Genomic DNA, 18,695 nt, shown 5'->3' with positions numbered 1-18,695 from the left:
AAATCAATTATGCCTACCATTAAAATTCATTTTCTAGGTGCAGCAAGTACCGTAACCGGTTCTAAATTTTACCTAGAAACACCCCAAAAAAAGATATTGATCGATTGTGGAATGTTTCAAGGAGTAAAAGAATTACGAGAACTAAATTGGCAAAACCTGCCTATCAATCCAGTGGAAATAGACGTTGTCTTATTAACTCATGGACATCTAGATCATACAGGGTATTTACCAAGATTGGTACAACAAGGATTTTCTGGAGAAATTATCGGAAGCGAACCCACATTAGCTATTACTGAAATTATTCTAAGGGATAGCGCAAAAATTCATGAAGAAGAAGCCGAAAGAGCAAATAAAGAAAGGTATTCACGTCATAATCCGGCATTACCATTTTACACCAAAAAGGATGCTGAAAAAACAATACAATATTTTAAAAATAAGAAAGAGGATACATGGATTTCTCTATCCGAAGACATTCGGTATAGATTTAAATACAATGGTCATATTATAGGAGCTACGTTCATCGAAATTGATCTTTACGGAAAAATATTTGTCTTCTCTGGTGATGTAGGAAGAAATATCGACCTGCTGCTAAGACCTCCAAAAAGACCAGAATGGGCAGATTATCTGTTTGTTGAAACCACTTATGGTAACAAACTTCATCCCAAAAATAATGTAGAAGAACAACTAATATCATTGATTAATGAAACGCTTCAAAACAAAGGAACTTTAATTATCCCATCGTTTGCAGTAGAAAGATTACAGACCTTGATGTATTTATTGTGGAAATTATACAAGAAAAATCGAATTCCCAATTTGCCTATTTATGTGGATAGCCCAATGGGTAATAATGTACTCTCGGTTTTTGAGATTTTTCCTAATTGGCATAAACTTCCGATAAATGAATATCATGCGATTTGCAACCATATTAACATTGTAACTTCTTACAGAGAGACATGGGAAGTAATTGATAATCCCAGGCCCAAAATAATTATTGCCGGTAGCGGTATGGTTACCGGAGGGAGAGTATTAACCTATCTAAAACAATTGATAGATATACCTACCACATCGATAATTCTAGTTGGTTTTCAGGCTGAAGGGACAAGAGGAAGATTATTACAAGAAGGCGCTCATGAAATCAAATTGTTTGGGAAATATTATCCGGTAAATGCAAAAATATATCAAATTGAAAGCTTGTCGGCACATGCAGATCAACAGGAGCTTTTGGATTGGATGAGTGAGATCAAAAACATTCCCGAAAAAGTGTTTCTGGTACATGGAGAAGCTACTGCATCTGATGTTCTACGAGTAAAAATACAAGATACTTATCAATGGAGAGTCCATATCCCAAAATTACACGAAGTATTTGAAATAATGATTTGATTATCAATAGTGTTTAGGAAACTTTAAACTTGATAATTATCATTTTTTAAGGCAGTATAGATATGTACATTGTAGAGAACCTAAAAACCAATTTGAAAAGATGAGTACAATAACACAAATTACCGAAAAACAGTTAAAGCATATACATTTTGTAACCTTAGAATGGAAATCCAGCCTTGAGTTTATAAAAGGTGAAATCCAATTTATACAACAGTTACTAAATTCGTATGTATTCGAACCTAATACTCCGAATCTTTTTGAAAGATTAGAGGAGTACAAAGAACAGCTCAGTAAGATTGTAGCCGAAGCTGACCAGCTTATGAAAAGTATCAGAAAGCACGAAAGTGAGCTGGGAGGAATATTAGAATGCGACACTATTGCCGAGGATCATTCTTATTATCAAGAACATGAGCTAATGAATGTAACCTTCGAAAAATTCTATAAAAATTTTAGAAAGTTAAAAGCGGATGTCTTTGCCTACGCAGCGAACATATTAAAACGTAGGAAAAATTGATGTAATAAATGTAATCTGATAAATATCATTTTTTACGATATGGTATAACATTAGTTTTGATATAAATCATTTAATAACTCTAAAAAACCAAAGATTATGTCACTTATTAAATTTAACAAAAACCGATTCCCTTGGTTTAATGACAAAGTACCAACTTGGTTGGACACTGATGATTTTTTTGCAGATGATTTTTTCATCAGAGAAAGAAATCTTCCAGCGATGAACGTAAAAGAAAACAAGGACGATTTCGAAATTGAATTGGCGGTTCCTGGGTTTTCTAAAAAAGATATCGAAGTCACGATGGAAAACGAAGTACTTCATATCTGTGCCAAACAAAAAAGAGAGGAAGTAGAAGAAAATGAAAATTACACCCGTAAAGAGTTTAGCTACAACTCTTTTGATCGGAAATTGCAATTACCCTCAACCGTTAATCAGGAGGAAAAAATAGAAGCTACTTATGAGGATGGTATTTTAAAACTTCTTTTAAAGAAGAAAGAAGAAGCAAAAGAATCTGCCAAAAAAGTAATAGATATTAACTAAGAAGTACTAAGGCAGAAAAGCATAATTTTTTCTGCCTTTTTAGTAAGCTAAAACCAACTCCAAAATGAAACGAAACTTGAAAATTATATCCGTTTTGGTCTTTCTTGGTTTTGGTGGATTTTGGGTGTGGTACGAATACACCTATAGTATGGATACTGTCATCCCTTTTGAAGTAAATAGCCCTCAAAATGATACGAAAGTATTGTTGGCCTCTCAAGGAAGTCCATTTAAAGATTCTTTGGTACAGGGCATCATAAGACACTATGATAAGGATATTATTTATTTCAAAGTAATAGATGTTTATACCCTTTTTACTGTCAACATTAGCAAATGGGATGCTTTAGTTATTATAAACTCTTGGGAGTATGGAAGTCCTCCACGAAATGTAAAACGGTTCATAAGGGATCATCCAAACGAGTTGGATAAATTGATCATTTTGTCTACCGTTGGAAGCAGTCATATTACATTAAAAGACGTTGACGTGATTTCTGGAGAATCCATTATAGAGAAAACCCCTCAATATACAGATATCGTGGTAAATCGTTTAAATCAAATCATAGATAAACCTTCAAGACATGAATAAGTTTGAACACTATATATTACTATTATCGGTCATTTTATTAAGTGCATGTTCTTCTAGTGAGCTGGTAGAAAACTGGAAAAATCCTGATATAGAAACTTTTGAAGCCCAAAAAGTGTTGGTGATAGGGATTACATCAAATGAAGACAATCGCAGATTTTTTGAAAGAAAATTGGTTTCTGAACTGGGCAGAAATGGAGTAAATGGCGTAAAAAGTATTAATTTTTTTGAAAAAAACTTTACTACTTCCCCAAAGACTGAAGCAGAAATTATGGGCCTAGAATCTCAATTGATCGAACAAGGCTTTGATGCAATTCTGTTATCCAAAGTAGTAGGAGTTGAAGATAAGGTTACTGTGGTAAAAGCATACAGAAATCTGGATAGAACCTTCAAAAACTTCAGAGAAGACTATTATGAAAATCAAGAGATCTTTCATGATCAAGAATATTATGAAGAGTATCAGATTTTTCATGCAGAGTCGTCTTTGTATTGTATTTGCCCAGACAAGGCCAAAGAACTGATCTGGAAAGGATCAATAGATGTAACAGAACCCGAAAACACACGAAAAGCGGTAAGCGATTATGTAAAAGTGGTAATTTGGGCATTAAAAGCGCAGCAATTATTAATTATAGAAGAATTTATCGATGAAGATTTTGATTTATAGTGCCAAAGATTTTGAGATTCCTTTTCTGGAAAAAGCAAACAACGAGATACATCAGATACGATATATCCCCGATCGCCTTACCGATCAAACGGCGATACTAGCATTAGGTTTTGATGCAATATCGATTTTTTCGGCAGATGATGCTTCTTCCAAAGTATTGGGATTATTAAAAGATTTTGGAATAAAATACATCGCCTTGCGATCCACAGGATATGACAACGTAAATTTGGCCAAAGCGAAAAAAATTGGGATAAAGGTGGCAAATGCCGCGGGATATTCTCCGTATGCCATTGCAGAACATGGGGTAGGACTATTATTGGCTTTAAATCGCAAACTTATCCTTTCTAACAAGCAGGTCCAGAATTGTAATTTTTCTTTGAGTAATCTAGTTGGTTTTGATCTTTATCAAAAAACGGTAGGAGTGATCGGGATGGGAAGAATAGGGAAAGCAATAGCCAAAATTATGAATGGCTTTGGATGTCAGGTTATAGCATTTGACCCCAATAAAGATTTGGATTTTGCTGAGCAATATAATGTAGAATACCTTGATCTCAAACAGGTGTATCACCATAGCGATATGATTTTTTTAAGTACACCACTTACTAGTGCAACCCATCATTTGATTGATCAAAAAGCGATAGAACAAATGAAAAAAGAAGTCGTTTTGATCAATGTAGCCAGAGGAGCAGTTGTCCATACCAAAGAGCTTATTCAAGCCTTAAGCTCAAAAAGACTGAAAGCCTATGGCGCTGATGTATATGAGTTCGAAAATGGATTGTTTTTTTACGATCACTCTCAAAATACCTCCAATGATGAATTACTACAAAAACTATTGAGTTTTCCGAATGTGTTGATAACACCGCATCAAGCCTTTGCCACACATGAAGCATTAACCAATATTGCCGAAACTACGTTTTACAATATCAATAGTTGGGTAGAGAATAAAACTCCAGAAAATGAGCTTACTGTAGAACTAGTGGGGTAATCTGTTCTTTAGAACCCCATACAAGAAGGTACCTAAAATAGCCGAAGCGATCACGACGACCATAGGTAAATATCCAGCTCCCAATAAAACAAACATAGGACCAGGGCAAGCCCCTGCAAGGGCCCATCCCAAACCAAAAATAATCCCCCCTAACACGTAACGCTTTATCCCTTTTTCTTTAGGAATTATATGAATTGGAGCTCCGTAAAAGGATTTTACATTGTATTTTTTAAGGAATTGAATAGAAAGTATTCCTAGTATAACAGCACTACCAATAATACCGTACATATGAAAAGATCCAAATTGAAACATCTCATATATTCTGAACCATGATGCTGCTTCTGACTTGATCAAAATAATACCAAATACGATACCAATTGCTAAATATATAATTGAACGCATACTATCAAAAAATTAAAGGAAAAATAAGATGAACCATAATTAACCCTCCTACAAAAAAACCAATGACCGCGATTAGCGATGGTATTTGTAAATTACTTAATCCCGAGATGGCATGTCCCGAAGTACATCCTCCTGCATAACGAGCACCAAAGCCCACTAGTATACCACCTATTACCAGTAGAGAGAGTATTTTGGGATCAGTAAGAATATCATTTGAAAACAATTCATGGGGCATATAGGCTTTACCCGCACTGTCTATCCCTTTTTGTTTAAGGTCTAATATTACAGCATCGCTAAGTTGCACTGCAGGATCTGTTGACAAGAAATTAGAACCCAAATATCCGCCAATAATCACTCCTAATACTACGATCAGGTTCCATTTTTGTGCTTTCCAATCGAATCTAAAAAAATCGGAAGTTTTACCTGCACCACAGATGGTGCATAATGTTCTTAAGTTTGAAGACATTCCAAACTTTTTGCCTGTCATAATTAACAAGAACATTACCATTGTGAGCAGTGGCCCCGAAACGTACCAAGGCCATGGATCTAATATCCAATCCATAATTTTTGTTTTTTTAAAGACAAAGAAATCAAAATTTGAAAAAGGTATCAGTAACAAATGTTACACACGGTCTATGTTCAAATTATTTGAGTGTAGTTGGGCAAACATAATCTGTAGTATGAATACCAACGCTTTTTATATCCTTAAACCCTCCTGCAATATCCACTAGGTTGTGAATACCTCTACTCTTCAATATTGAAGCAGCTATAACAGAGCGATAGCCACCAGCGCAGTGTACGTAAAATGTTTCTTTTTCAGGAAAACCTTGCAGGTAGTCATTCAAATAATCCAAAGGAGAGTTTTTAGCCTTATCTACATGTTCTGCTAAAAATTCACTTTCCTTTCTTACATCAAAGACAGGGATTTCGTCCTTCTCCAGTACTTCTTTAAATTCAGAAGCCGGAATAGAAGTGATAGTATCAAACTCTTTATTGGCCTTTTTCCAGGCTTCGAATCCACCTTCAAGGTACCCCAGGGTATTGTCAAAACCCACACGAGATAAACGTGTAATGGTTTCTTCAACGCGATCTTCCGGAGCTACCAACAAAATGGGTTGCTGTACGTCGGCAATCAAAGCTCCTACCCACGGGGCGAAACCTCCGTCGATACCAATAAAAATTGACCTTGGGATATGCCCTTGTACGAATTCATTTTGATGCCTTACATCTAGTACCACAGCACCTGTTTCGTTGGCCAATGCTTCAAAAGCTGATGCAGATAATGGTTTGGCACCTTGTTTTATTACTTCGTCGATATCCTTATACCCTTCTTTATTCATTTTTACATTCAGTGGGAAATATAGTGGAGGAGGTAATAATCCTTCGGTAACTTCTTTTACAAATTCTGCCTTGGTCATATCTTCCCGTAAAGCATAATTCATCTTTTTCTGATTACCGAGGGTATCCACAGTCTCCTTCATCATATTTTTCCCACAGGCAGAACCAGCTCCATGTGCAGGATATACTATAACATCATCTGCCAAAGGCATGATTTTGTTTCGTAAACTATCATACAAGGTTTCTGCCAGTTGCTCTTGAGTCATGTCGGCAGCTTTTTGGGCCAGATCAGGGCGACCTACATCTCCAAGAAATAATGTGTCACCGCTAAATATGGCATGATCCTTTCCATTTTGATCTCTCAAAAGGTAAGTGGTACTTTCTATAGTATGACCTGGTGTATGTAGAGCTATAATAGTAATATTACCAAGTTGAAATGCTTCATTGTCTCTGGCAATAGTGGCTTCAAAAGAAGGATTAGCCATGGGACCATATATGATTTGAGCTCCAGTTTCTTTGGCTAATGTGAGATGTCCGCTAACGAAATCCGCATGAAAATGCGTTTCAAAAATGTATTTTATTTTTGCGTTATTTTCATTCGCCTTTTCAATATAAGGTTTTACCTCTCTCAAAGGATCAATAATAGCAACTTCACCATTACTTTCTATATAATATGCCCCCTGGGCCAAACATCCTGTATATATTTGTTCTATCGTCATTTTGTTCTTCTTTTGAATATAATCCATCTCAGGATGGAAATATAGTTTATTGATTGAGTATTATGCAAAAATAAGCCAATTATTATTTGAAATCGGTAACTATTGTTACAAAGCTTTTTTTAGGCAACTTCTTTGAGGAGGATGTAGATACTCATTAGCAAAACAAACCATCCAAATCCTTTTTCAAGTTTTTTTCCTTCGATATATCGAGTAAAATAAGTACCCAAAAATATACCTAAAACGGCAACAAGAGTAAATGGTAATAAAAAATGCCATTCGATCTCTAAATTTTCTACATCGCCCATAAAACCAATAAGAGATTTTATGGCGATGATGAGAAGGGATGTTGCTACCGCTTTTTTCATAGGCAACTTTGCCATGAGTACCAAAGCCGGGATAATTAAAAAACCACCACCGGCACCAACTAACCCAGTTAAAATCCCTACCACAATCCCTTCAACAAATATCAAGGTATATGATGTGTTGGATTTTACGAGAGGTTTTGTTTTCCTTTTATCATTCCTAATCATGGATATTGATGCTATAAACATGATAAAAGCAAAAAAGATCATCAGTCCAATTTCCTTGGTGATGATTATGTTCTTGTAGCTTATTAATTGGTTGGGAATTGCAGGTACTATATATCTTCGGGTCCCATATACGGCAATAAGAGACGGTACCGCAAATGCTAAGGCGGTTTGAAAGTCAATTAATCCTTTTTTTAGATTTTGAATAACACCAGCGCTGGATGAAACTCCTACAACAAACAAAGAATATGCTGTTGCTGTTATAGGGTTAATATGTAATATGTATACTAATACGGGTACGGTAAGGATGGAACCTCCTCCACCGATTAAACCTAATACAATACCTATAATTAATGCTGCAATAAACCCAATAACTTCAGTTATTTCCATTACATTTTTTCAGCAAAAATAACTTGAGCAAAAGGGGAGTACAGTAACATTTGTTACCGAACCATCAAAGATCTATTACTTCAATACTGTTTCTGTTGAGTTTTACTTTTCCTTTGGTTTCAAGCTTTTTAAGAAGTCTGGAGATGACTACCCTAGATGTATGAAGGTCATAAGCAATCTCCTGATGGGTATTTTTTAATACATTGTCACTGGTTACTTTGGATTTGTCGTGTAGGTATTTCAACAAGCGATCATCCATTTTTAAAAAGGCAATGCTGTCGATGGTTTCTATGGCTTCAATTAACCTTTTGTGATAACTATCAAAAACAAAGTTTCGCCAGGATTTGTACCTGGTGGTCCATTCTTCCATTTTTTCTACAGGAATCATTACCAATGAAGCATCAGTTTCCGCAATCGCCTTAATTTCACTTTTATGATGCCCCAAACAACAAGATAATGTCATTGCGCAAGTATCACCACGCTCTAGGAAATATAGTAGTAATTCATCCCCTTCAGTGTCTTGCCTTAGGATTTTAATAGCACCATTAATGATCAATGGCATGGATTTGATATAACTGCCAGCTCTTATAAGTTCATCTCCTTCTGATACTTCTCTAAAAGTGCCAACGTTTGTGATTTCCTTTAAAAGCGCTGGTTCAAAAAAATCACCATAGTTTTGTTGTAATCCGTCTATCATTGTTAGCTGCTTAGAAATTGTTCGATTTTTGCTTTCGCTTCATTATACCCCAGATCATATACTTTGTCCAGATTATTACTGTTGAAAAGACCATAATTGGCTAATGCTTTGGCTTGTATGATCATATCGCATTGCGAAAATCTGGTTTCAGAATTAGGTACGGCTCTTAAATAATAGGCTCTTTGCATAACATTATAGGAGTGTTTAAAATCTGAAATCTTTGGTTTCTTGATAGGGGAAACATCCACTCCAATAATAAAGTCACAATTTTGCTGTAGCGGAGCTACCGGGAAATTATCCAAAATTCCACCATCTGCATACAGCTGATCACCGATCATCACAGGAGTAAACACTCCCGGGAAAGCTGCAGAAGCTAGTAAAGGTTTGATAAGATGCCCTTGGCTAAAAACCTTGGTTACACCTTCTACCAGATTAGTTGCTGTTACAAACATGTTTTTTTGCAATGACTCGAATGTATTTTCAGGGAAAAAGGAAATGAGATCATTATAGAACTTTTCTGAATCCAGAAAACCAGCTTTCTTACGGGTAAATCTATTGAAATTAAACAAAGAGGTTTTTTTAAAAAAACGTTTGATTACTTCAGGAGAATGGCCAGCTGCATACATAGCACCAACAAGAGCCCCGGCACTTGATCCTGAAATGTATTTGATTACAATTCCTGCTTCTTCTAGAGCTTGTATTGCGCCAATATGGGCCACTCCTTTAAATCCTCCTCCCGATAAAACCAATCCTGTATTTTTTGAGTCTTTCATAGCATGTTGTATTATAGTACAGGGCTAAATATTTTAGCAACTCCCTCTTTTATTTTATGATGCCAAGGTCTTTTTACAAAGGTATCATACTTTAGTTCAATGCTATGATTGCAATCCCGTAAAAAATCATTTTTCAAGGCGATAGAAAACGAATCATCATAAACCACAGCATTCACCTCGTAATTCTGTTCAAAACTTCGAATATCTAGATTAGTAGTTCCTACCGAAGAAACGGTATCGTCGGCAACGATAGTCTTACTGTGCACAAAACCTTCTGGGAATAAATATATTTTTACTCCCGCTTGAAGCAAGTCTTCAAAATAAGATCGCACGCACCATTTTACAATTGGATTATCTGATTTTTTGGAGAGTAACAACCTTACATCTACACCACTCAAAGAAGCTACTTTTAGGGATTCTAAAATACTTTCACCGGGGATAATATATGGATTAGTAATATACACATAGTCTTTTGCTTCATTGATCATAGAGAAAAAAGCTGTCTGGCAGCCGAGAAATCCGAATCCGGTCCAGAATGAACGATTTGCACGGTGGCTTCTCCTGTTTTTTGATCTGGGGCAAAGTAAGTTGTGTCCAGAATATCCTCATCTTCAGTAATTAAAAACCAATCCATTGCAAATATGGTTTGTAGACTATGTACCACAGGTCCTTGTATTTGCAAATGCGTATCATGCCATACCCCAAGATTAGGATCTCCTTTTACATATTTGTCAGAGACATTAATGCCTCCAGTAAAAGCGATTTCATCATCAACAACAATAATTTTACGATGGTTTCTATAGTTTATAGAATTCAAAAGTTTGCCAAATCGAATAGGAAGAAACCGGCTTGTTTCTACTCCTATTTCGTTGAGTTTTTTGATGTATTTTTTGCTTAACGATCGACTGCCAATACCATCATAAATGATTCGAATTTGGACTCCACTTTTCACCTTTTCAGAAAAAAGTTGAAATAGCTCTTTTGTCAATTCCCCTTCTTCGAAAATGTAATACTCTAGATGAATAAAATGCTTAGCATTTTTTAGAGCTTCAAAAATTGCGCGAAATGTAGGCTCTCCGTTTTTTAGTAAGGTTAATTGGTTTCCAGAACTCGGTGCGAAATACGAGTTTTGGGTGATCAATGAGATTAATTTTTGATGTTCTTTATATTCTTGTATTGAAATGGGGACATAGTGTTGTAATGCCCTTTGGATATACGCATTAACTTTTGGCGTACGTTTTAATTTGAAAAGTTTATTTTTTCTGCGATTTCTACCCAGCATTAAATACAAGAGGATACCTCCCACGGGAATCGTAAAAATGGCAAGCATCCAGGCAAGAGTTTTGGTGGGCCTCATGCCATTTAAAAGTAACCGTACTATAATAAATACCCCTACCAGGATATACGTAACAGATAAAATGGTGAATATGATCGGTTGATTCACGTTTTAGTAGGGTTTACATATGCATGATCAATAAAGGAACTCTGGTGCCATAACTTATTTTTGACATCTTAGATCCTTTAAAAAATCGATCTATAAAGGTATCTTGTTTAATATACATAGCTGTCATGTCAACATCCATAATTTGCACAAAACTATTTATGGCTAAAGCCGTTGGCACCGCTATTATAGAATGAAAGGTATGATTAATTTCTTTAAAAAATGTACTCATTCGATTTTTATCATCAAACTCAGCTTTGGTCACCGTATCATCTTCTTTAATTTTCAGTATTCGTAAAATAGCTTTGTGTTTTTGGAGAAGATGGACCAAAGGTTCCATGCCTTTTGTAATGAAGTTTTCAGAAAAATCAATGGTAAACAATACACTCTGTAAGGGAGTAAAAGAGAATCCTTCGGGTATCGCAAGCAAGGGACAGTCTACTTTGCGAATAACGTTAATGGTATTGCTCCCAAAAACAACTTCTTTGGCCCCGGTAGCACCATTTGTGCCCATAACGATAAGATCTATTGCTTTGGTTTTTATAACCTGTTTGATGGCATCGGTAAAGATGTCGTAATCGGAAATGGTATGAAACGTGTAATTTTCTTCTGAATATTCTGATTCTAGCTCTTGTGCTAATATCTCAAGTTTCTCTTTGGTGCCTCCCACTACAGATTGATGTATAGATGTATTTGCAGGAGCTGCCATTAGATCATCTGTGGTATAGGTAGATGCTTTTTGAACGTGAAGAATATAAAACGTGCACGCCTCATTTTTGAAGAATTGCAAGGCATATACAATAGCATTTTTGGAATTATCTGAGAAATCGGTGGGAAGCAAAATATTTTTCATGATCATCCTATTTTATGCGAATAAAGATATACCCAATGGGGTTTAATAAAAATGATATTAGTCATACTAGGAGCAGGGGTAGAATTCTTAATATTATATTAAACTTGTTCAGATATGGCATCAAAATTGTAACATCTTTGGCCTTAGTGATGTCATATTTTGTATGAGAAAGATGCTACTATGCATAATGCTATGTTTGTCTTGTATGATGGGAGGGTTAGCTAAAGAAAACCCACCTAGGCATTCGTTTTTCTCGTCAGAGGATATTGTGTTTTCTAAAGCTGAAATTCTCAACGAGTATACCGCTCGTATTCCATTTAAATTGGTTGATCGACTTATCGTAGTAGAGGCCGAGTTACTGGGGAAAAGGGGAGATTTTATTATCGATACCGGATCCGATACGATGATATTGAATGAAGTTCATTTCCCGTTAAAGTATCAGCATCAATCCAGAAAAAGAAATACATCGGGAGTTATAGAGGTAATGGATGACACCTTTGAGCAAGATGTAAAAGAGTTTATCCTTCAAAATTTTAATCTGAAGAATAAAACTTCTGATATTGTTAATCTATCACATATCGAAAAAGCAAAAAAAATGCGCCTTCTCGGGGTGATAGGGTACAATATCTTAAAAGACTACGAGGTTTTTATTGATATGCACCTTAATCAAATGACCTTAAGTAAGGTGGACGAAAATGGAGATAAATATGACCAAAAGGTGTATGCAGAGAAAATTACAGATAGTGTTGATTTTAAACTGAGACACCATACCATTGTACTTAATGGGTATATAGGTGATAAACCGGTTATTTTTGGATTGGACACTGCTGCAGAGTTCAACCAAATCAATAAAAAGATAGGAAGAAAGGCACTTAAATATTTTTATCCTGGGAAAAGACTATTGCTTTCTGGTGCCGGGGATCATAAAATTGAAGTAATCGCAGGAAAGTTGTTTCGAGTACGACTAAGCAAAAGTGTGTATTTCGGTCCTATGAACACTGTGCTCACCAATTTGAATAAAATGAATGAAGCTTTTGGTACGCAACTCGATGGTGTTTTGGGCTATGAGTTTTTTCAGCAGAAAAGAACAATCATCAATTATCAGAAAGAAAAGCTTTATTTTGTAAAATATCCGATACTTAGAAATTGAAAGAAAAAGTACTACATATCATTTTTTTATTCCTTGCCTTTGCAGGGGAAGTGGTGTTGGCACAAACCGAAAGCTTTAAAGGATATAAAATTGAAGGCGATGAGATCGTATTCATTTTTGACAAGCGCGACTACAGTATTGCCATGGCCGATAAACAAAATAGACGATATCATTTTGAATATCTTGAGATAGAGAATGTAGTGGTAGCAGGTTCGTTTAACGATTGGTCAAAATACGACTGGAAGATGTCTAAGATCGACGAAAATCGATACGAACTACGAAAGAAGCTAGACGACTTTGATGACGAGTTTTCGTGGGAGTTCAAGTTTGTGGTCAATAATGCCTTGTGGGCAGAACCATCAAAAGAATATGCAAATGTAGTTAGGGCCTTCAGAAACGGACATGCACTACCTGCATATAATCTCAAGATTTATGCGGCGTATCCAGATGATGGTGGTAATGTAACTTTTACATTGGGAGGTCATGAAAATGCTCGTGAAGTGATACTAAGTGGTAGTTTTAATAAATGGAACGAGGATCTTTTTAAAATGAAGCGCACCGAGGATTGTTGGAGCATTACTTTAAAAATACGACCAGGAGAATATCAATATAAATTTATTATCGACGGAGAGTGGATAGAAGACCCCATTAACCCTGATAAAAGGAGAAACGAATTTCATGGTTATAACTCTGTAGTTCATGTTAAAGCTCCGGCATCATTTATATTAAATGGGTATACAGATGCAGAAAAGGTAATTCTGGCGGGCTCATTTAATGATTGGTCAGAGAGCGCATATGAGATGACACGTACCCAAAAAGGCTGGGTGTATCGAACTATGCTCTCTGGAGGGAAACATCATTATAAGTTTATTGTTGATGATACGTGGATTTTGGATCCGGACAATCCCGTTAAAGAATATGATGATCAAGGAAATATAAATTCCGTTTGTATGGTGAAGTGATCGAAACTATCCTCCGATCTGGATCATGCTTCGATTGTTATGACCATCTGTGTCTTTGAATTTATCCAGTGTGTCCATTCCGTTTCTTACCTTTAATTTTGATCGAATTGCACTCTGGATAACGGAAGCGATTGGTTTTCCGTCTCGTAAAGGAGTTAACAAATCAGACTCTTTGGAAGAGAACAAACAATTTTTGATTCTACCGTTGGCAGTAAGTCGAATTCGATTACACCCGTCGCAAAAGGGATTGGTAACAGAACTAATAATCGCAAAAGTACCTTTGTATCCTTTAATCTGATAGCTTTTGGCGGTGTCGTTGGGGGCATTCTGTAATTTAATAACCTCGTCTTTTATAAAATGCGTATGGACATGATCCAATATTTCTTTTAGGGATACTAGTTTATCCATATTCCAACGATTTCCATCAAAAGGCATAAATTCGATAAAACGAATATGTACAGGTAGATCCTTGGCTAGATTGATAAAATCAATAATTTCATCGTCATTAAATCCCTTCATCAATACACAGTTAATTTTTACTTCAAAACCTTCATCAACCAACAAAAGGATATTTTGATACACTTTTTCGAAATAAGATCTTCTGGTGATTTGCTGATTTTTTGAAGAGTGTAGAGAGTCCAAGCTTATGTTTAGCGATTGTATTCCGCATTTTTTGAATAGGTCAATAAATCGGTCTACGATAACTCCATTTGTGGTTAAGGTAAGTTCTACAGGGAGTGAAGAAAGCTGCTCTATAATCTTTGCAGCATCTTTTCGTACCAAAGGTTCCCCACCAGTTAATCGTATTTTGGTTACCCCTCTGTTTACAAATTCCTGGGCAATGGTAAAAATCTCTTCATAGGTCATGATATTTGCCTTTGGAGAGAGTTGAATCCCTTCTGCAGGCATACAATAGGTACACCGAAGATTACATCGTTCGGTAAGCGATATGCGCAGGTAATTATGCGTTCTACCAAAGGTATCGGTAAGTATGTTGGATGTTTTTAAATCAGTCATGCCGCACACCTTTTAAGATTCGAAAAACATGAAGTACTTCAGGAAAAATAGCATCCATAGATTCTTTTGCGCCATTGGTAGATCCTGGTAATGCCATAACCAGGGTGCTGCCAATTGTGCCCACCACACTTCTGGATAACATGGCATAGGGCATACGATCCTGGCCATATTTTCTAATCGCTTCTTCAATACCAGGAATACTTCTATCTAGCAAGGGTTTTAGTGCTTCAGGAGTTACATCTCTGCTGGATAAACCGGTACCTCCAGTATAAATAATAAGGTCGGCACCTTGCTCTTTGTATTGCGAAGCTTTCTTTTGAATACTATCTATTTCATCAGGAATGATGCTATAATCCATTATTTCTACTTCGCAATTTTCGAGTTTACTAATAATAGCTTTACCCGCTTTGTCCTCTTTCTTTCCTTCAGAAATGGTATCTGAACAAACAACAACAGCTGCCTTTAGATCCTTTCTAAAGCGATCTTTAAAATCGGATTTTCCTCCTTTTTTGTTCAGTAATTTGACATGATGGATTTCAACTCCTTTGTCAATGGGTTTCAGCATATCGTACATATTTAATGCAACGATACTTGCTCCATGCATGGCTTCCACTTCTACACCTGTTTTGTAAATGGTTTTGATGGTAACCAAAACGGTTATCTCCAGATCATTGATCTCATAATCAATACCTGTATATTCTATGGGTAGTGGATGACAATCAGGTAGCAACTCTGGAGTTTTCTTAACACCGAGCAGTCCTGCCGCTTTGCTCATAGCAAACACATCACCTTTGGGAACCGTGCCATTTTTGATAGCTTCGATGGTTTCTTGGGTACTTACTTTTACTACTGCCTGAGCTGTTGCAATTCGTAATGTTGAGGTTTTATGTGTGATGTCTACCATGATAGGTGTTGTGTTGAAATATTTCTTTGATATGGGTTGTAATTACTCGAATTGAAGTTATTATGTTTTTAGGTATTTTGTTTCCACTGATGGGTTTCATCTTCAAAAATTTCTTTACCAAAAACGGGAACATCTGCTTTTATAGCCTCTACCACATATTCCAAAGCTTCAAAAACGACTCTGCGCCTTGGTGAAGACACAAAAACAAACAGGCAGATCTCTCCAGCATTTACAGTACCTAGACTGTGATAAATGTGCATGCAAGTAAGATCAAATTTGGCAAACGTACGTTCACGTATCTCTTGGAATTTTAGATTTGCCATTTCTTCATAGGCAGTATAGTCAATCCCTGTGATTGTTTTACCATCAATAACATCTGCTCGTACTTGCCCTAGAAATATATTATGAGCTCCAATTGTAGTTTTGGTTTGATGTTTGGCTATGGAGTTGCCAATAAACTCAGAAGAAATAGCTCCCTGAACAAAGACGTTTTTAAGTTTCGTTTTTTCCATAGTATGACTACTCAATTTTTGTGGTTTGAAATTCATTAAGAGCAATGGCTCCTCCTTTTACATGAGCGATGCGTGTATATCCATATTGTGATAAAATTTGCAAGGCCTTTTTACTTCGTATACCTGATTGACAAAAGACAATCAACTCCTTTTCTTTATTTAATTGATGTAATTCATTCTCCAAAGTTCCTAATGAGATCAGTGTTGGAGAAAGCCTATCTATTTTTGGGTGTTCATGAGGTTCGCGAACATCAAGATACTGTACATCCTCTTTTTTATAAGCCTCTTCAGCAGAGATTTCCTGAATATACTCAACTCCACAAAACAGATCATAGTTATTTTCTTCAAAACGTGGAGCAGTGGCTAATACATTTTCGATTTGAGAAGCAACACGTTGAATTGAGAATGTCGAAAATTGGGTCGATAGACTGTCATACATCATTAGTTTTCCATCGAGTACATCACCAATTCCTAAGATCATTTTTAATACTTCATTCGCTTGAAAACTACCTATAATTCCTGGCAAAACTCCAATCACTCCAATTTCTGAACAAGAAGGTACGGTACCCGCACTTGGCGGTTCAGGAAATAGACATCTATAACTTGGTCCATTGTTGTAATTGAATACAGATACCTGGCCCTGATACTTAAAAATAGCACCATATACCAAAGGTTTGCCGGTGATAATACATGCATCGTTAACCAAATATCGTGTAGAAAAGTTGTCTGACCCGTCTACTATGATATCATAATCAGCAAAAAGTGTCAATGCATTTTTTACCGTAAGTTTTTCGGGATAAACATTGATAACGATATCTGGATTAAGATCACTTAGACGTTTTTTGGCGGCCAGTGCTTTATTTGTACCCACATCCTTCTTTCCATAGAGTACTTGTCGGTGTAGATTGGAAGTTTCTACAACATCAAAATCTATAATACCAATAGTTCCTATACCTGCTCCAGATAGGTATTGCAACACAGGGCATCCCAAGCCTCCTGCTCCTATAACTAATACCTTGGCAGCGTTGAGTTTTTTTTGACCTTCTTCACCAATTTCTGGCAGTATGATCTGGCGGTGATATCTTGAATTAAAATCCATAGGCAATTTTTAACCTCCCGCAAATGGGGGTAGTAAAGCGATTTCCGCTTCTTTGGTAATTGTATAATTTTCCTGAACCAATTGTTGATCTACGGCTACTTTAAAATCCATATGATTCAACTTTGGATGGGCGATTTTTAATTTTTCCAGCAATTCTGATACCGAACAATGTTCTATTTGCAGTTGCTCTTCGGGCGTAGTAGTTGCCTCTGCAATCATGCCAAAATATTTAATCGTTAATTGCATATCTAACATTTTTTAGCTCTTCTGGAGTATTGATATTACTCACCAAAATATATTCTTTTTCGTCTACAGGAATGGACTTGGTTGATAGCGAAGCCACTAGTTTTCGCAATCGCCTTTCTCCTGTTTCTAACTGTTTTTTACAGATAGCGGCACATCTTTTCTTATACAGAGCGATCAAAGGCATCGATTTGTCTTGAAGTTTAAACTGAATCACATCAAAATGCTCTTCATCTGAGTCCTGCAATTTTGAAAGCAAAGCTGTGGTAATCAAAGGAACATCACAGCTGATCACAAAGTTGCTAGCGGTTGTAGAAGACAAAAGACCAGCATACAACCCTCCAACCGGACCAGTATCTTTAAAGATATCTTCTACTCTTTTGTATCCAAATTGGTCGTATTCCTCCTGATCACTTACAATAATAATTTCTTTTACAAGTGGTTGTAGGGCCTCTGCAATATGCAGTACAAAAGGCTTATCGTCTAGTAAAAGCAATCCTTTTTCCTCACCCATTCTAGAACTTTTGCCTCCGGCTAATATAATTCCTGTATGCTCTTCTTTTTGAGTCATAGTGAAATTTGATCAAACTCTTTATCGAGGAAATCCCAACATTTTTGATTGATATTGTCAAAAGCTTGTATGGCTTTATTTCCATAGTCAGTAAGGTGGGCGCCTCCACCTCCTTTCCCTCCGGTTGTTGTAATCACCAAAGGCTCTTTGGCAGTCTTATTCATGCTGTCTAAGAGATTCCAGGCTTTTTTGTAGGACATAGATAAAGCATTTGCCGCTTTGCTTAGCGAACCCGTTTGATCGATAGCTTTTAATAGCCGCACTCTTCCTTCTCCAAGATAGACTCCATCTTCAGTCTCGATCCAGATTCTGCTTTTTATTTTGTAGTCCATAAACAACCGTTTGGTTTTTAAAGATACAACGATTTTTTCTGACGAAACTTTCTTTATCTAAATTTTAGCAAAAAACGATTTAGGCGGGAACTTTTTTAATAA

Annotated in this window: 24 protein-coding genes; 8 read left to right on the top strand and 16 right to left on the bottom strand. The window is 36.3% G+C overall.

From position 1 onward, the window contains the following. Nucleotides 1-9 precede the first annotated feature (9 nt). The 6 genes from AC0L3Q_RS23210 to AC0L3Q_RS23185 all read left to right on the top strand — a co-directional run bounded on the left by AC0L3Q_RS23210 (nt 10) and on the right by AC0L3Q_RS23185 (nt 4,663). Nucleotides 10-1,380: an MBL fold metallo-hydrolase RNA specificity domain-containing protein gene (locus tag AC0L3Q_RS23210; protein WP_473283352.1), complete on the top strand. Its 1,371-nt coding sequence runs from the start codon at nt 10-12 to the stop codon at nt 1,378-1,380. 100 nt (nt 1,381-1,480) lie between these two features. After that, nucleotides 1,481-1,894 (top strand): hypothetical protein, encoded by a 414-nt coding sequence (locus AC0L3Q_RS23205; protein WP_473283351.1) that lies wholly within the window; start codon nt 1,481-1,483, stop codon nt 1,892-1,894. Nucleotides 1,895-1,990: 96 nt separating this feature from the next. Then, complete coding sequence (locus tag AC0L3Q_RS23200; RefSeq protein WP_473283349.1) at nt 1,991-2,434, top strand: Hsp20/alpha crystallin family protein; 444 nt, start codon at nt 1,991-1,993, stop codon at nt 2,432-2,434. A gap of 64 nt (nt 2,435-2,498) precedes the next feature. After that, entirely contained in the window at nt 2,499-3,017 is a 519-nt protein-coding gene (locus AC0L3Q_RS23195; protein WP_473283348.1) for a hypothetical protein, read from the top strand. Further along, entirely contained in the window at nt 3,010-3,678 is a 669-nt protein-coding gene (locus tag AC0L3Q_RS23190) for a hypothetical protein (RefSeq protein ID WP_473283346.1), read from the top strand. Before AC0L3Q_RS23195 ends, AC0L3Q_RS23190 begins: the two co-directional genes overlap by 8 nt. Continuing rightward, nucleotides 3,659-4,663: a 2-hydroxyacid dehydrogenase gene (locus AC0L3Q_RS23185; protein ID WP_473283344.1), complete on the top strand. Its 1,005-nt coding sequence runs from the start codon at nt 3,659-3,661 to the stop codon at nt 4,661-4,663. The genes AC0L3Q_RS23190 and AC0L3Q_RS23185 overlap by 20 nt, the downstream gene beginning before the upstream one ends. Here AC0L3Q_RS23185 and AC0L3Q_RS23180 read toward each other — a convergent pair. The 9 genes from AC0L3Q_RS23180 to AC0L3Q_RS23140 all read right to left on the bottom strand — a co-directional run bounded on the left by AC0L3Q_RS23180 (nt 4,652) and on the right by AC0L3Q_RS23140 (nt 11,803). Further along, nucleotides 4,652-5,065 (bottom strand): DUF6691 family protein, encoded by a 414-nt coding sequence (locus AC0L3Q_RS23180; protein WP_473283342.1) that lies wholly within the window; start codon nt 5,063-5,065, stop codon nt 4,652-4,654. The two genes, AC0L3Q_RS23185 and AC0L3Q_RS23180, sit on opposite strands and share 12 nt — an antisense overlap. A gap of 4 nt (nt 5,066-5,069) precedes the next feature. After that, nucleotides 5,070-5,627 carry a YeeE/YedE family protein gene (locus AC0L3Q_RS23175; RefSeq protein ID WP_473283340.1) on the bottom strand — a complete coding sequence of 186 codons (558 nt, stop codon included), beginning with the start codon at nt 5,625-5,627 and terminating at the stop codon, nt 5,070-5,072. Between the two features lie 82 nt (nt 5,628-5,709). Beyond that, complete coding sequence (locus AC0L3Q_RS23170) at nt 5,710-7,122, bottom strand: MBL fold metallo-hydrolase (protein ID WP_473283338.1); 1,413 nt, start codon at nt 7,120-7,122, stop codon at nt 5,710-5,712. 119 nt (nt 7,123-7,241) lie between these two features. Continuing rightward, nucleotides 7,242-8,039: a sulfite exporter TauE/SafE family protein gene (locus AC0L3Q_RS23165; RefSeq protein ID WP_473283336.1), complete on the bottom strand. Its 798-nt coding sequence runs from the start codon at nt 8,037-8,039 to the stop codon at nt 7,242-7,244. 64 nt (nt 8,040-8,103) lie between these two features. After that, nucleotides 8,104-8,736: a Crp/Fnr family transcriptional regulator gene (locus AC0L3Q_RS23160; RefSeq protein WP_473283334.1), complete on the bottom strand. Its 633-nt coding sequence runs from the start codon at nt 8,734-8,736 to the stop codon at nt 8,104-8,106. 2 nt (nt 8,737-8,738) lie between these two features. Continuing rightward, nucleotides 8,739-9,509 carry a patatin-like phospholipase family protein gene (locus tag AC0L3Q_RS23155; RefSeq protein ID WP_473283333.1) on the bottom strand — a complete coding sequence of 257 codons (771 nt, stop codon included), beginning with the start codon at nt 9,507-9,509 and terminating at the stop codon, nt 8,739-8,741. An 11-nt stretch (nt 9,510-9,520) separates the two neighbouring features. Continuing rightward, the gene (locus AC0L3Q_RS23150) at nt 9,521-9,997 is read right to left on the bottom strand and encodes a phospholipase D-like domain-containing protein (RefSeq protein ID WP_473283331.1); all 477 of its coding nucleotides are present in this window, start codon (nt 9,995-9,997) and stop codon (nt 9,521-9,523) included. Next, nucleotides 9,994-10,866 carry a phospholipase D-like domain-containing protein gene (locus AC0L3Q_RS23145; RefSeq protein ID WP_473283330.1) on the bottom strand — a complete coding sequence of 291 codons (873 nt, stop codon included), beginning with the start codon at nt 10,864-10,866 and terminating at the stop codon, nt 9,994-9,996. The genes AC0L3Q_RS23150 and AC0L3Q_RS23145 overlap by 4 nt, the downstream gene beginning before the upstream one ends. A 100-nt stretch (nt 10,867-10,966) precedes the next feature. Next, nucleotides 10,967-11,803, bottom strand: coding sequence for a universal stress protein (locus AC0L3Q_RS23140; protein WP_473283328.1), 837 nt, complete (start codon nt 11,801-11,803; stop codon nt 10,967-10,969). Between the two features lie 205 nt (nt 11,804-12,008). On the opposite strand from AC0L3Q_RS23140, the gene AC0L3Q_RS23135 reads away from it, so the two are divergent. Beyond that, nucleotides 12,009-12,953: a hypothetical protein gene (locus AC0L3Q_RS23135; RefSeq protein ID WP_473283326.1), complete on the top strand. Its 945-nt coding sequence runs from the start codon at nt 12,009-12,011 to the stop codon at nt 12,951-12,953. Further along, nucleotides 12,950-13,915, top strand: coding sequence for a hypothetical protein (locus AC0L3Q_RS23130; protein ID WP_473283324.1), 966 nt, complete (start codon nt 12,950-12,952; stop codon nt 13,913-13,915). The genes AC0L3Q_RS23135 and AC0L3Q_RS23130 overlap by 4 nt, the downstream gene beginning before the upstream one ends. Nucleotides 13,916-13,921: 6 nt before the next feature. Here the strand turns inward: AC0L3Q_RS23130 and moaA are convergent, their stop codons facing one another. From moaA to AC0L3Q_RS23095, 7 genes are all read right to left on the bottom strand, one after another. After that, complete coding sequence (gene moaA / locus AC0L3Q_RS23125; RefSeq protein ID WP_473283322.1) at nt 13,922-14,932, bottom strand: GTP 3',8-cyclase MoaA; 1,011 nt, start codon at nt 14,930-14,932, stop codon at nt 13,922-13,924. Next, the gene (gene moaCB, locus AC0L3Q_RS23120) at nt 14,925-15,836 is read right to left on the bottom strand and encodes a bifunctional molybdenum cofactor biosynthesis protein MoaC/MoaB (RefSeq protein WP_473283321.1); all 912 of its coding nucleotides are present in this window, start codon (nt 15,834-15,836) and stop codon (nt 14,925-14,927) included. Before moaCB ends, moaA begins: the two co-directional genes overlap by 8 nt. Nucleotides 15,837-15,904: 68 nt before the next feature. Beyond that, on the bottom strand, nt 15,905-16,348 hold the full coding sequence (locus AC0L3Q_RS23115) for a molybdenum cofactor biosynthesis protein MoaE (RefSeq protein ID WP_473283320.1): 444 nt from the start codon (nt 16,346-16,348) through the stop codon (nt 15,905-15,907). 7 nt (nt 16,349-16,355) lie between these two features. After that, nucleotides 16,356-17,447: a molybdopterin-synthase adenylyltransferase MoeB gene (moeB, locus tag AC0L3Q_RS23110; protein ID WP_473283319.1), complete on the bottom strand. Its 1,092-nt coding sequence runs from the start codon at nt 17,445-17,447 to the stop codon at nt 16,356-16,358. 9 nt (nt 17,448-17,456) lie between these two features. Beyond that, complete coding sequence (locus AC0L3Q_RS23105; RefSeq protein WP_473283318.1) at nt 17,457-17,693, bottom strand: MoaD/ThiS family protein; 237 nt, start codon at nt 17,691-17,693, stop codon at nt 17,457-17,459. Next, nucleotides 17,677-18,261 (bottom strand): molybdenum cofactor guanylyltransferase, encoded by a 585-nt coding sequence (gene mobA, locus AC0L3Q_RS23100; protein WP_473283317.1) that lies wholly within the window; start codon nt 18,259-18,261, stop codon nt 17,677-17,679. Before mobA ends, AC0L3Q_RS23105 begins: the two co-directional genes overlap by 17 nt. Next, the gene (locus AC0L3Q_RS23095) at nt 18,258-18,593 is read right to left on the bottom strand and encodes a winged helix-turn-helix domain-containing protein (protein ID WP_473283316.1); all 336 of its coding nucleotides are present in this window, start codon (nt 18,591-18,593) and stop codon (nt 18,258-18,260) included. The genes mobA and AC0L3Q_RS23095 overlap by 4 nt, the downstream gene beginning before the upstream one ends. Between the last annotated feature and the right edge of the window lie 102 nt (nt 18,594-18,695).

The organism is Aquimarina sp. KJ22-3 (assembly GCF_055808215.1).
Note: the sequence above shows the minus strand (reverse complement) of the source record. Positions and strands in the feature narration are given on the sequence as shown.

Bases quoted from the DNA above. Each gene is read 5' to 3' on its own strand.
- AC0L3Q_RS23155 (WP_473283333.1), bottom strand. From the start codon at position 9,509: ATGAAAGACTCAAAAAATACAGGATTGGTTTTATCGGGAGGAGGATTT.
- AC0L3Q_RS23165 (WP_473283336.1), bottom strand. From the start codon at position 8,039: ATGGAAATAACTGAAGTTATTGGGTTTATTGCAGCATTAATTATAGGT.
- AC0L3Q_RS23175 (WP_473283340.1), bottom strand. From the start codon at position 5,627: ATGGATTGGATATTAGATCCATGGCCTTGGTACGTTTCGGGGCCACTG.
- AC0L3Q_RS23180 (WP_473283342.1), bottom strand. From the start codon at position 5,065: ATGCGTTCAATTATATATTTAGCAATTGGTATCGTATTTGGTATTATT.
- moaA (WP_473283322.1), bottom strand. From the start codon at position 14,932: ATGACTGATTTAAAAACATCCAACATACTTACCGATACCTTTGGTAGA.
- AC0L3Q_RS23150 (WP_473283331.1), bottom strand. From the start codon at position 9,997: ATGATCAATGAAGCAAAAGACTATGTGTATATTACTAATCCATATATT.
- AC0L3Q_RS23205 (WP_473283351.1), top strand. From the start codon at position 1,481: ATGAGTACAATAACACAAATTACCGAAAAACAGTTAAAGCATATACAT.
- AC0L3Q_RS23160 (WP_473283334.1), bottom strand. From the start codon at position 8,736: ATGATAGACGGATTACAACAAAACTATGGTGATTTTTTTGAACCAGCG.
- AC0L3Q_RS23170 (WP_473283338.1), bottom strand. From the start codon at position 7,122: ATGACGATAGAACAAATATATACAGGATGTTTGGCCCAGGGGGCATAT.
- AC0L3Q_RS23145 (WP_473283330.1), bottom strand. From the start codon at position 10,866: ATGAGGCCCACCAAAACTCTTGCCTGGATGCTTGCCATTTTTACGATT.
- AC0L3Q_RS23135 (WP_473283326.1), top strand. From the start codon at position 12,009: ATGATGGGAGGGTTAGCTAAAGAAAACCCACCTAGGCATTCGTTTTTC.
- AC0L3Q_RS23185 (WP_473283344.1), top strand. From the start codon at position 3,659: ATGAAGATTTTGATTTATAGTGCCAAAGATTTTGAGATTCCTTTTCTG.
- AC0L3Q_RS23195 (WP_473283348.1), top strand. From the start codon at position 2,499: ATGAAACGAAACTTGAAAATTATATCCGTTTTGGTCTTTCTTGGTTTT.
- moaCB (WP_473283321.1), bottom strand. From the start codon at position 15,836: ATGGTAGACATCACACATAAAACCTCAACATTACGAATTGCAACAGCT.
- AC0L3Q_RS23105 (WP_473283318.1), bottom strand. From the start codon at position 17,693: ATGCAATTAACGATTAAATATTTTGGCATGATTGCAGAGGCAACTACT.
- moeB (WP_473283319.1), bottom strand. From the start codon at position 17,447: ATGGATTTTAATTCAAGATATCACCGCCAGATCATACTGCCAGAAATT.
- AC0L3Q_RS23115 (WP_473283320.1), bottom strand. From the start codon at position 16,348: ATGGAAAAAACGAAACTTAAAAACGTCTTTGTTCAGGGAGCTATTTCT.
- AC0L3Q_RS23190 (WP_473283346.1), top strand. From the start codon at position 3,010: ATGAATAAGTTTGAACACTATATATTACTATTATCGGTCATTTTATTA.
- AC0L3Q_RS23140 (WP_473283328.1), bottom strand. From the start codon at position 11,803: ATGAAAAATATTTTGCTTCCCACCGATTTCTCAGATAATTCCAAAAAT.
- mobA (WP_473283317.1), bottom strand. From the start codon at position 18,261: ATGACTCAAAAAGAAGAGCATACAGGAATTATATTAGCCGGAGGCAAA.
- AC0L3Q_RS23210 (WP_473283352.1), top strand. From the start codon at position 10: ATGCCTACCATTAAAATTCATTTTCTAGGTGCAGCAAGTACCGTAACC.
- AC0L3Q_RS23200 (WP_473283349.1), top strand. From the start codon at position 1,991: ATGTCACTTATTAAATTTAACAAAAACCGATTCCCTTGGTTTAATGAC.
- AC0L3Q_RS23095 (WP_473283316.1), bottom strand. From the start codon at position 18,593: ATGGACTACAAAATAAAAAGCAGAATCTGGATCGAGACTGAAGATGGA.